At 57.8% G+C, this 11760-nt stretch carries 13 protein-coding genes; 2 read left to right on the top strand and 11 right to left on the bottom strand.

The features are described from left to right. The first annotated feature begins 47 nt into the window (after positions 1-47). On the top strand, positions 48-371 hold the full coding sequence (gene fdxA, locus ACA061_RS05500) for a ferredoxin FdxA (RefSeq protein ID WP_007908827.1): 324 nt from the start codon (positions 48-50) through the stop codon (positions 369-371). A 533-nt stretch (positions 372-904) separates the two neighbouring features. Here the strand turns inward: fdxA and rpoS are convergent. From rpoS to ACA061_RS05460, 8 genes are all read right to left on the bottom strand, one after another. Then, positions 905-1915, bottom strand: a complete 1011-nt coding sequence (rpoS, locus tag ACA061_RS05495; protein ID WP_150597634.1) for an RNA polymerase sigma factor RpoS — start codon at positions 1913-1915, stop codon at positions 905-907. Between the two features lie 106 nt (positions 1916-2021). Continuing rightward, complete coding sequence (locus tag ACA061_RS05490; protein ID WP_210553881.1) at positions 2022-2891, bottom strand: peptidoglycan DD-metalloendopeptidase family protein; 870 nt, start codon at positions 2889-2891, stop codon at positions 2022-2024. 211 nt (positions 2892-3102) lie between these two features. Further along, positions 3103-3738, bottom strand: coding sequence for a protein-L-isoaspartate(D-aspartate) O-methyltransferase (locus ACA061_RS05485; protein ID WP_170947254.1), 636 nt, complete (start codon positions 3736-3738; stop codon positions 3103-3105). A gap of 41 nt (positions 3739-3779) precedes the next feature. Beyond that, positions 3780-4529 carry a 5'/3'-nucleotidase SurE gene (surE, locus tag ACA061_RS05480; protein WP_008081730.1) on the bottom strand — a complete coding sequence of 250 codons (750 nt, stop codon included), beginning with the start codon at positions 4527-4529 and terminating at the stop codon, positions 3780-3782. After that, on the bottom strand, positions 4517-5575 hold the full coding sequence (gene truD, locus ACA061_RS05475; RefSeq protein ID WP_150618100.1) for a tRNA pseudouridine(13) synthase TruD: 1059 nt from the start codon (positions 5573-5575) through the stop codon (positions 4517-4519). The genes surE and truD overlap by 13 nt, the downstream gene beginning before the upstream one ends. Beyond that, positions 5572-6045 (bottom strand): 2-C-methyl-D-erythritol 2,4-cyclodiphosphate synthase, encoded by a 474-nt coding sequence (ispF, locus tag ACA061_RS05470; RefSeq protein WP_042557897.1) that lies wholly within the window; start codon positions 6043-6045, stop codon positions 5572-5574. The genes truD and ispF overlap by 4 nt, the downstream gene beginning before the upstream one ends. Before the next feature lie 44 nt (positions 6046-6089). Beyond that, positions 6090-6935: an S-formylglutathione hydrolase gene (fghA, locus tag ACA061_RS05465; RefSeq protein WP_042557896.1), complete on the bottom strand. Its 846-nt coding sequence runs from the start codon at positions 6933-6935 to the stop codon at positions 6090-6092. 65 nt (positions 6936-7000) lie between these two features. Then, positions 7001-8113, bottom strand: coding sequence for an S-(hydroxymethyl)glutathione dehydrogenase/class III alcohol dehydrogenase (locus tag ACA061_RS05460; protein WP_042557895.1), 1113 nt, complete (start codon positions 8111-8113; stop codon positions 7001-7003). Positions 8114-8230: 117 nt separating this feature from the next. On the opposite strand from ACA061_RS05460, the gene ACA061_RS05455 reads away from it, so the two are divergent. After that, the gene (locus ACA061_RS05455; RefSeq protein ID WP_150604701.1) at positions 8231-9127 is read left to right on the top strand and encodes a LysR family transcriptional regulator; all 897 of its coding nucleotides are present in this window, start codon (positions 8231-8233) and stop codon (positions 9125-9127) included. A gap of 87 nt (positions 9128-9214) precedes the next feature. Here ACA061_RS05455 and ispD read toward each other — a convergent pair whose 3' ends face one another. The 3 genes from ispD to eno form a co-directional block, all read right to left on the bottom strand. Beyond that, complete coding sequence (gene ispD, locus ACA061_RS05450) at positions 9215-9922, bottom strand: 2-C-methyl-D-erythritol 4-phosphate cytidylyltransferase (RefSeq protein WP_210701067.1); 708 nt, start codon at positions 9920-9922, stop codon at positions 9215-9217. Then, positions 9919-10197 (bottom strand): cell division protein FtsB, encoded by a 279-nt coding sequence (gene ftsB / locus ACA061_RS05445; protein ID WP_007908838.1) that lies wholly within the window; start codon positions 10195-10197, stop codon positions 9919-9921. The genes ispD and ftsB overlap by 4 nt, the downstream gene beginning before the upstream one ends. Positions 10198-10368: 171 nt before the next feature. Then, positions 10369-11658 (bottom strand): phosphopyruvate hydratase, encoded by a 1290-nt coding sequence (gene eno / locus ACA061_RS05440; protein WP_042557893.1) that lies wholly within the window; start codon positions 11656-11658, stop codon positions 10369-10371. Between the last annotated feature and the right edge of the window lie 102 nt (positions 11659-11760).

The following is an 11760-nucleotide window of genomic DNA, read 5'->3' as shown; positions in this document are numbered from 1 at the left end:
CAACCGTGAAGGGGCAACGCTGCCGCCGCCTGAGGAGAGAACTAGAAATGACCTTCGTCGTCACCGACAACTGCATCAAGTGCAAGTACACCGACTGCGTAGAAGTCTGTCCGGTGGACTGCTTTTACGAAGGCCCGAACTTCCTGGTGATTCACCCGGATGAGTGCATCGACTGCGCCCTGTGCGAACCAGAATGCCCGGCCGTAGCCATTTTCTCCGAGGACGAAGTTCCGGAAGAGATGCAGGAATTCATCCAGCTGAACGTTGAGTTGGCGGAAATCTGGCCGAACATCACCGAGAAGAAAGAATCGCTGCCGGATGCCGAAGAGTGGGATGGCGTCAAAGGCAAGATCAAAGACCTCGAACGCTGATTTGTCACGCGCTCGATAAAAAGGCCCTTTGCGGGCCTTTTTGCTTTTGCGGTTTTTACTTTTTTGCAGACAAAAAAAGGGGCGGTTTGACCCGCCCACATTTTTTCCCTATTCCCTGTGTTCCCTTTCATCGTCCTGATGAATCGCATCCTGCGATGTCCTTTCCCCTCTTCCTTGAAGGGCGTGTCTGTCCGTCGACACAACCCGGATACTAGAGAATTCTTAGGTAAGAGCAACAGGTCCTGGACGCTTAAACGGTCTGTCACAAGCGTTTCATATTAGAAAATAATTATACGAATCAATAAGTTAAAAACAGACCATTGGAAATATCGACGTCTACTGCCGTGTAAAAATAACAAACACTTACGAAACAGTAAGCAAAGGCTTACAGAGTGAGACTACAAATCTCGCCCGATATCTTTTGCAGGAGCTGCCGAAGGCTCCTACACACAACGTCGCGATTCGACGTGGATTTCAGGCAACAAAAAACCCCGAACCAGTCGGGGCATTTTGCGGGCGGTCGTTTGAAGCGCTTACTGGAACAGCGACTCGCTCGACAGGCCATTCTTTTCAAGGATTTCGCGAAGGCGCTTGAGCCCTTCTACCTGGATCTGTCTTACCCGTTCCCGGGTCAGGCCGATCTCCAGGCCTACATCTTCCAGCGTACTGCTCTCGTGGCCGCGCAGGCCGAAGCGGCGGATGACCACCTCGCGCTGCTTGTCGGTCAGCTCCGACAGCCACTGATCGATGCTCTGCGACAGGTCATCGTCCTGCAGCAGTTCGCACGGATCGGTCGGACGATCATCGGTAAGTGTGTCCAGCAGGGTTTTATCCGAATCCGGACCCAGCGAGACGTCGACCGAAGAAACACGCTCGTTCAGGCCCAGCATGCGCTTGACCTCGCCCACCGGTTTTTCCAGCAGGTTGGCGATTTCTTCGGGTGAAGGTTCGTGGTCGAGTTTCTGCGTCAGCTCCCGTGCAGCACGCAGGTACACATTGAGCTCCTTGACCACATGGATCGGCAACCGGATGGTCCGGGTCTGATTCATGATCGCGCGCTCGATGGTTTGACGAATCCACCAGGTCGCGTAGGTCGAGAAGCGGAAGCCGCGCTCGGGGTCGAACTTTTCTACCGCGCGGATCAAGCCGAGGTTGCCCTCTTCGATCAGATCCAGCAGCGACAGCCCCCGATTGACGTAACGCCGGGCGATTTTCACCACCAGCCGCAGGTTACTTTCAATCATGCGCTTGCGCCCCGCCGGATCGCCACTTTGCGACAAGCGCGCAAAATGAACTTCTTCCTCGGGGGAGAGCAATGGGGAAAAGCCGATTTCGTTGAGATACAGCTGCGTGGCATCAAGTGCCCGAGTGTAATCGATGTATTTATGTTGTTTAAGTGTGGCGGATTGTTTGGATTTGGAACGAACGGAAGGTGGAGCAGCCCCTTCATCATTCGACATCGAAGATTCCGAATCGATGCCGGTCTCCATAAGGAGAACCTCATCGTCGATGTCAAACTCCGGCACTTCTTTACTGAGAGCCATTGTTATAGTCCTTTGGTGAGTTCGACCCCAAGCTCAAGCGACGCCTCTATCCTTGGCAACGCTGGAGCCTGTCCCCTCTACGCGACGGAACAGGCTGGATTGCAAATCAACGCCTTGGCAGGAACTGCAGCGGATCTACTGGTTTACCTTGTCGGCGAATCTCAAAATGCAGTTTCACCCGGTCTGTACCCGTTGACCCCATTTCGGCAATTGTCTGTCCGACTTTGACCTGCTGTCCCTCCCGAACCAACAGCCTGCGGTTATGTCCGTAAGCACTGACGTAGGTTTCGCTGTGTTTGATGATGACTAATTCGCCGTAGCCCCTTAAGCCACTCCCGGCGTAAACCACCGTCCCATCAGACGCAGCTAAAACAGGCTGTCCCAAATCTCCGGCGATATCAATTCCTTTATTCAAACTACCGTTTGAAGAGAATTTACCAATCAGAATGCCATTAGATGGCCATCCCCAGCCGGTCGGGGCCGGACCGGCTGGAGGCATTGGAGCCGGGGTTTGCTTGTTGGCGACGGACGGTACAGCGCTCGTAGAACCGCGGGTTGTGGTGGTCGTCGTGCCATTTGCCTGGCGCCGGATTACGGTGGTTTTGCTGGACGATGATGGCGAAGAACTGGCGCTGCTCACCACGGCAGTCGGCGTAGAACCGGTACGCCCGTCGAAGCGAATTGTCTGACCCGGATGGATCGTATACGGCGTAGGAATATTGTTCCGTGCCGCGAGGGCTTTGTAGTCCCAGCCGTAGCGAAATGCGATGGAAAACATCGTATCGCCCGGACGGACTACATATTGGCCGGTCGTCACGGTAGGACGCTGTGCGACCGCGCCGTTGCGATCGACCACCCGGACATTGCTCGATTTGGTGCTGGAGCAACCCACCAGCAAGGTGCTCAAGACAAGGCCAGTCACCAGGCGCTGAAAGCTCGTGTTACCCATACGCTGCGCAATGACAGTGAGACTCACCCGCCGCTCCCTTTGTGGTGGCTGAAAAATTCGAATGCCGAACTCCGGCATGAGGTGTCGCAAGTATAACGGGCCGAATCGGCTTTACCTTTAATGAAGCGAAATCGCTTCACGCACACGTTTGCAAGCTGACAATCTGCTGCGTTTAAACGATCGCTGCCGGTGTAAGACCAAGGCCAACGAAAGGAATTCAGCGCCGTTGAATAAATGCTCAGGCCAGTGGGCCATTAAGCAAAGGCACAAAACGCACGGCGCCTAAAACGTGTCGAGAAAAGCCATTTTCTTCACGCACGATCAGCATCAATTGCTGCACTTCTCCGGAACCGACCGGGATCACCAGGCGCCCGCCCGGTGCCAGTTGATCAAGCAACGCTTGCGGCACATCGGTGGCCACGGCGGTGACAATAATGCCGTTGTACGGTGCCAGCGCCGGCCAGCCTTCCCAACCGTCGCCCCAACGGAACACCACGTTGCGCAGATTGAGTTCGACCAGACGTTCCTTGGCCCGATCCTGCAAGACCTTGATGCGCTCGACCGAGAACACCCGCTCAACCAGTTGCGACAACACGGCAGTCTGGTAACCGGAACCGGTGCCGATCTCCAGCACCTTGTCCAACGGACCAGCCTCCAACAGCAGCTCGCTCATGCGCGCCACCATATAAGGCTGGGAGATGGTCTGGTTATGGCCGATCGGCAGCGCTGTATCTTCATAAGCGCGGTGCGCCAACGCTTCGTCGACGAACAGGTGACGCGGCGTGCGCCGGATGACTTCCAGCACCTTGGCGTTGGACAGACCTTCTTCATACAGACGCTGGATCAAACGTTCCCGCGTGCGCTGGGACGTCATGCCGATGCCGCTGCGCATTCTGTCTTCGTGTTCGCGAGCCATCAGCGCAGTCCCTCCAGCCAGCCATCGAGACTTCTGAAGGCATCATTGAAGGTGCGATCGAGTTGCAGCGGCGTGATCGAAACATAGCCCTGCATCACCGCATGAAAGTCGGTGCCCGGGCCGCCATCTTCGGCATCGCCGGCGGCCGCAATCCAGTAACCGGCCTTGCCACGCGGGTCGACCACTTTCATCGGCGCCGCCGCCCGGGCACGGTGCCCCAGTCGGGTCAGCTGGATGCCGCGAATGTGGTCGATCGGCAGATTGGGAATGTTCACGTTGAGCACCGTGCGCGGCGGCAGATCGAGCCCGGCGTGGGCTTCGACCAGTTTGCGCGCAAAGTAGGCTGCCGTAGGAAGATTATCGACCTGGCGTGAGACCAGCGAGAAGGCGAACGACGGTCGCTCGAGGAAACGTCCTTCAAGGGCCGCCGCCACCGTACCGGAATACAACACGTCATCGCCAAGGTTGGCGCCGAGGTTGATCCCGGAAACCACCATGTCCGGCTGGCGTTCCAGCAAGCCATTCAGGCCCAGATGTACGCAGTCGGTTGGCGTGCCGTTGAGGCTGATAAAGCCGTTGGCCAGGTATTGCGGGTGCAACGGACGGTCGAGCGTCAGCGAACTGCTGGCGCCGCTTTTGTCCTGCTCAGGGGCGATAACCACGCACTCGGTGTAATCCGCCAGCGCAGCATAAAGCGCGGCAAGACCGGGTGCGGTTACCCCATCATCGTTAGAAATCAGAATACGCATGGGCTGTCCGTCTGCCCCACCGGCACCAGATCAACGAGCTCGCGCACTAATACAGTGGCGAAGCATCCGGCCGGGAGGACGAATTCCAGTTGCAGAATGTCAGGCTGGGGATAATGCCACGTCAACCCGCCAATGGGCAGCCGCAGGATGCGACGTTCGTGACTCATGCCGGCGTTGATCAACCAATCGCGCAGATCCGCTTCACGCGCGCCAATCCCCTGCTCCAGATCATGGACAGCGCCAGCGGCCGGGGAGTCACCTTCACCCCACTGCGGGCCGGTCGGGTGCAGATCGAGAATCGCCAGACGCGGGTCGCTCAATTCAGCTTCACCGGCCGGGAAGAAGCTACGGCTATCGGTGAAAGCCAGCAGATCGCCAACCAGCGCACGTTGCCAGGTGCCATCCGCCACACGTGCAGCCAACACCTGGTTAAACAGAAAACTGCGCGCCGTCGACAGCAGGCGTGAGCGCACATTGCGCTGCTCCGGTAGGGCCTTGCGCGCCGCCCACGAACGGGCGTCGACGACGTTACCGCCGTCATGGCCGAAACGCTGGGCGCCGAAATAATTGGGAATACCTTGTTTGACGATCAGTTGCAGGCGCTCTTCAATCGCGGCTTTGTCGCCGGCGAATTGCGTCAGGCGCAACGTGAAACCATTCGCCGAATGCGCGCCGCGTTGCAGCTTGCGTTTGTGGCGAGTGGTTTTGAGGATTTTCAACGTGTCGTTTTCCGCCGCCGACAGATCAGGATCTGCCTTGCCCGGCAGTTGCACGCTGAACCACTGGCGGGTCAGCGCCTGACGATCCTTGAGACCGGCGTAGCTGACAGTGCGCAGCGGCACACCGGCAGCCTTGGCGATACGCCGTGCGGCTTCTTCGGTGTTCAGGCCACGTTTTTCCACCCAGATCCACAGGTGTTCGCCGTCGCCGCTGAACGGAATATCCAGCACTTCATCCACCTGAAAATCTTCAGCGATGGCTTTTAGTACCGCGGTGCCGAGGGGTTCGCCGTAGGCGCGCGGGCCGAGCAATTGCAGTTCATTCATGCGCGCAGCAACAAGGCAACGGAGTGTACGGCGATGCCTTCTTCGCGACCGACAAAGCCAAGCTTTTCGGTGGTGGTAGCTTTCACGTTCACTTGATCCAACTCAACTTGAAGATCCGCGGCGATCAGTGCGCGCATCGATTCGATATGCGGGGCCATTTTCGGCGCCTGGGCAACGATGGTGTTATCGACGTTGCCGACTTTCCAGCCCTTGGCATGGATGAGACCGACCACATGACGCAACAACGCACGGCTGTCGGCGCCCTTGAATTGCGGGTCGGTATCCGGGAAGTGTTTGCCGATATCACCCAGCGCAGCCGCGCCGAGCAAGGCATCGCTCAAGGCGTGCAGCAGGACGTCACCGTCGGAATGAGCGAGCAGCCCGAAGCTGTGTGCAATGCGCACGCCGCCCAGAGTAATGAAATCGCCTTCAGCGAAACGGTGCACATCATAGCCGTGGCCAATACGCATAAAAAAAACGCCCCGATTTTTGTCAGGGCGTGATTCTACCTGCATTAGCCCCGAAGGGCTTGTGCGTGATGCTGCAAGTGGTCGTCTATAAAGCTTGAGATGAAGAAATAGCTGTGGTCGTAGCCCGGTTGCAAGCGCAGCGTCAGCGGATGACCCGCTTGTTTTGCCGCTTGTTGCAAGGCTTCGGGTTTGAGCTGAGTCGCGAGGAAATCATCGCGATCACCTTGATCGACCAGCAGCGGGAGCTTCTCGTCAGCCTCGGCGATCAGCGCGCAGGCATCCCACTCTTTCCACTTCGAACGGTCTTCACCCAGATAACGCGAGAATGCCTTCTGCCCCCACGGGCAATCCATCGGGTTGTTGATCGGCGAAAAGGCCGACACCGATTGATAACGTCCCGGATTGCGCAAGGCACACACCAACGCACCGTGGCCACCCATGGAGTGGCCGCTGATGCTGCGTTTATCGGACGCAGGGAAATGCGCTTCAACCAGTGAAGGCAATTCCTGCACGACATAGTCATGCATCCGATAGTGCCGCGACCAAGGCTCCTGCGTGGCATTCAGATAAAACCCGGCACCGAGACCAAAGTCCCACGCGCCATCCGGATCACCCGGCACATCGGGACCGCGCGGGCTGGTGTCCGGCGCGACGATGATCAGACCGAGTTCAGCAGCCATGCGCAACGCGCCGGCCTTGTGCATGAAGTTCTCGTCGGTACAGGTCAGCCCCGACAGCCAGTACAACACTGGCAGCTTGCCGCCCTGCTCCGCCTGCGGCGGAAGGTACACGGCAAACACCATGTCGCAGCCCAGCACGTCGGAACGGTGACGATAGCGCTTGTGCCAACCGCCAAAACTCTTCTGACAGGAGATGTTTTCCAGGCTCATGTAAAAACTCCTACGCGGTCACAGCCACAAGCCTTCAAGACTTGTAGCCATGACATCACGATTGATCAGAAATGGATGACGGTACGAATGCTCTTGCCTTCGTGCATCAGGTCGAACGCCTTGTTGATATCTTCCAGACCCATGGTGTGGGTGATGAAAGTATCCAGCGGGATTTCACCGCTCTGGGCCATGTCGACGTAGCTTGGCAATTCGCTGCGGCCACGTACGCCGCCGAATGCCGAACCGCGCCAGACGCGACCGGTGACCAACTGGAACGGGCGGGTAGCGATTTCCTGACCGGCACCGGCAACGCCGATGATGACCGACTCGCCCCAGCCTTTGTGGCAGCACTCGAGGGCGGCGCGCATCAGTTGCACGTTGCCGATGCACTCGAAGGAAAAGTCGACGCCGCCATCGGTCATGTCGACGATGACTTCCTGAATCGGACGGTCGAAGTCTTTAGGGTTTACGCAATCAGTCGCACCCAGCTGCTTGGCGATTTCGAACTTGGCCGGATTGATGTCGATGGCGATGATGCGCGCGGCCTTGGCCTTCACCGCACCGATGACTGCCGACAGACCGATGCCGCCCAAACCGAAAATGGCCACGGTGTCGCCCGGTTTGACCTTGGCGGTGTTGAGCACTGCACCGATACCGGTGGTGACGCCGCAACCGAGCAGGCAGACCTTTTCCAGCGGTGCGTCTTTAGCGATTTTGGCCACGGAGATTTCCGGCAACACGGTGTATTCCGAGAAGGTCGAAGTACCCATGTAGTGGAAAATCGTTTCGCCCTTGTAGGAAAAACGCGAAGTGCCATCCGGCATCAAGCCTTTGCCCTGGGTCGCACGAATGGCCTGACAAAGGTTGGTCTTGCCCGACTTACAGAATTTGCACTGGCCACACTCCGGGGTGTAGAGCGGGATGACATGATCGCCTACAGCAACCGAAGTCACGCCTTCGCCGATCGCCTCAACGATGGCGCCGCCTTCGTGGCCGAGGATCGAAGGGAAAATCCCTTCCGGGTCAGCGCCGGACAAGGTGTAGGCGTCGGTATGGCAAACACCGGAAGCGACTACGCGCAACAGCACTTCACCGGCCTTGGGCATGGCGACATCAACTTCTACGATTTCCAGCGGCTTCTTGGCCTCGAAGGCAACGGCTGCGCGCGACTTGATCATGCTGACTCTCCAGTGAATCCATTAAATAAAAAAAGCAGACAAGGAGTGTAATACATGGCCTGACGATTAATAATCAGGCCAAAAGCAAAACATTATTGCCATACAGGGATAATCCTGATGTCCGAAAACCGCTGGGAAGGCATCGACGAGTTTGTCGCCGTAGCCGAATGCAGCCAATTCACCGCTGCAGCCGAACGTCTTGGGGTTTCTTCCTCGCATATCAGTCGACAAATCGTACGACTGGAAGAGCGTTTGCAAACACGCCTGCTCTATCGCAGTACCCGCAGGGTGACGCTGACCGAAGCCGGGCAGACATTCCTGCAACACTGCCAGCGCTTGCAGGACGGACGCGAAGAAGCCCTGCGCGCGGTGGGCGATCTGACCAGCGAACCCAAAGGCATGCTGCGCATGACGTGCGCTGTTGCCTATGGCGAGCGATTTATCGTGCCGCTGGTGACACGGTTCATGGGGCTCTACCCGCAACTGCGCATCGATATAGAGCTGAGCAATCGGCAACTCGATCTGGTGCATGAGGGGCTGGATCTGGCGATTCGACTGGGACGCTTGCAAGACTCACGACTGGTCGCGACGCGCCTGGCGCCAAGGCGTATGTATCTTTGCGCGTCACCTTCCTACGTGGAAAGGTACGGCCGCCCACACAGCTTGTCGGAACTGAGCCGGCATAATTGCCTGATCGGCAGCACGGACATCTGGCAGCTTGAGCAAAACGGGCGGGAATTTTCCCAGCGAGTGCAGGGAAACTGGCGTTGCAACAGCGGGCAAGCGGTGCTGGATGCTGCTTTGCAAGGGGTCGGGTTGTGTCAGTTGCCGGACTATTACGTGCTGGAGCATTTGCACAGCGGCGCATTGATTTCGTTGCTGGAGGCGCATCAGCCGCCGAATACCGCGGTGTGGGCGCTGTATCCGCAGCAGCGGCATTTGTCGCCGAAGGTGCGCAAGTTGGTGGACTTTCTTAAGGAGGGGTTGGCCGAACGGCCGGAGTATCGGATTTAAGACCAAAAGATCGCAGCCTGCGGCAGCTCCTACAGGGGGATTTACCGCGACAAAAACCACTGTAGGAGTGCAGCAGGCCGCAATCTTTTAGCGGCGGTTAGCCCAACGCTGACGCAACCACTCCAGATCTTCCGGTCGGGTCACCTTGAGGTTATCCGCACGCCCTTCGATCAGACGGGGTGCCTGCCCCGCCCACTCCATCGCCGATGCCTCATCGGTAATCACCGCATCTGCCACCAGGCTGTCCGCCAACGCGCGATGCAGTGCACCGAGGCGGAACATCTGCGGCGTATAAGCCTGCCAGATCACACTGCGGTCAACTGTTTCAACCACACGACCGTGCTTGTCGATCCGCTTCAGGGTGTCGCGCGCAGGAACCGCCAGCAAACCACCCACAGGGTCATCCGCCAGCGCATCGAGTAATTTGTCGAGATCATCGCGACTCAGATTGGGCCGTGCCGCATCGTGCACCAGCACCCAGTCCTCATCGTCCGCACCTTGCGCGTGCAAATGCAGCAAGGCATTGAGCACCGAACCGGAACGCTCGGCACCGCCGTCAACGCGCTGAATACGCGGATCGTTGACGCATGCCAGGTTCGGCCAGTAAGGATCATCGACAGCAAGACTGACCACCAGCCCTCTGAGGCTCGGGTGATCGAGGAAACAGCCGAGGCTGTGTTCGAGAATTGTGCGCCCGCCCAGTTGCAGATATTGCTTGGGACGGTCCGCGGCCATTCGGGCACCGACGCCCGCGGCAGGAATCACGGCCCAGAAGGCCGGCAAGGAATTGATCATTGGGCCAACTGGTAAAGGGTTTCGCCGTCCTTGACCATGCCCAACTCGTGACGAGCCCGCTCTTCAACGGTCTCCATGCCTTTCTTCAACTCGCTGACCTCAGCGTCCATCACCCGGTTGCGCTCCAGCAAACCTTCGTTCTCGGCATGTTGATCAGCAATCTGCTGATTCAGCTCGGCGACTTGCGCCAGACTGCCATTGCCCACCCACAGGCGGTACTGCAGACCGGCCAGCAGCAGGAGCAAAACGAGAAACAACCAGTAAGGACTGCGCATCGAATATCAGGTATCCAGTGAAAAAAGACAGCCACGCCAAAACTTTGCAGCATCTGATAGCACGAAGCCTGGAAAATCCAGGCTTGTGCTGTTAAGGCATCAGATTAGTGGCAAATCCATCGCTGTCACGACTTTTTCGACACAATCCGGTGTCCTTTTATCAGTTTGCGCTTAACCGCGAAACTCGCTACGACCGTTGTACTTGGCTTTGCCATTCAACTGCTCTTCGATACGCAGCAGTTGGTTGTACTTGGAAACGCGGTCGGAACGGCACAGCGAACCGGTCTTGATCTGGCCAGCCGAGGTGCCCACAGCCAGGTCGGCAATGGTCGAATCTTCGGTTTCGCCGGAACGGTGCGAGATCACTGCGGTGTAACCGGCAGCCTTGGCCATCTGGATGGCTTCCAGGGTTTCGGTCAGGGTGCCGATCTGGTTGAACTTGATCAGGATCGAGTTGGCGATCTTTTTATCGATGCCTTCTTTCAGGATCTTGGTGTTGGTCACGAACAGATCGTCGCCCACCAGCTGCACTTTCTCGCCGATTTTGTCGGTGAGAATTTTCCAGCCAGCCCAGTCGGACTCGTCCAGACCGTCTTCGATGGAGATGATCGGGTAACGCTCGGTCAGACCTTTGAGGTAGTCGGCGAAACCTTCAGCAGTGAACACCTGGCCTTCGCCGGACAGATTGTACTTGCCGTCTTCGTAGAATTCGCTGGCCGCGCAGTCCAGAGCCAGGGTCACGTCGGTGCCCAGCTTGTAACCGGCGTTGGCAACGGCCTCGGAAATCACTTTCAGCGCGTCTTCGTTGGAAGCCAGGTTAGGCGCGAAACCACCTTCGTCGCCGACAGCGGTGCTCAGGCCACGAGCCTTCAGCACAGCTTTGAGGTGATGGAAAATCTCGGTGCCCATGCGCAGACCTTCCGAGAAAGACTTGGCGCCAACCGGCTGAACCATGAATTCCTGGATGTCGACGTTGTTATCGGCGTGCTCGCCACCGTTGATGATGTTCATCATCGGAACCGGCATCGAGTACACACCCGGGGTGCCGTTCAGGTTGGCGATGTGAGCGTACAGCGGCAGGTCCTGATCCTGTGCAGCAGCCTTGGCCGCAGCCAGGGACACGGCGAGAATGGCGTTGGCGCCCAGGGTCGCTTTGTTTTCAGTGCCGTCGAGCTTGATCATCGCGTGATCGAGGGCTTTCTGGTCGCTTGGGTCGGTGCCCAGCAGCAGATCGCGGATCGGACCGTTGATGTTGGCTACCGCTTTAAGCACGCCCTTGCCCAGGTAACGGCTCTTGTCGCCATCACGCAGCTCGAGTGCTTCACGCGAGCCAGTGGATGCACCGGACGGCGCGCATGCGCTGCCGATGATGCCGTTGTCGAGAAGCACGTCCGCTTCCACGGTGGGATTGCCACGGGAGTCGAGAACTTCACGACCTTTGATGTCGACGATTTTTGCCATTGTTGTAAACACTCCAAAGTTGACGAAAACGACGCAGCTAGAGGAAATCTTTTTACCGTCGGCAAGGGGGTGCAGCGGGCAGATTTGCAGACGATAACGCTC

Source organism: Pseudomonas sp. LBUM1668 (genome assembly GCF_059695715.1).
Note: the sequence above shows the minus strand (reverse complement) of the source record. Positions and strands in the feature narration are given on the sequence as shown.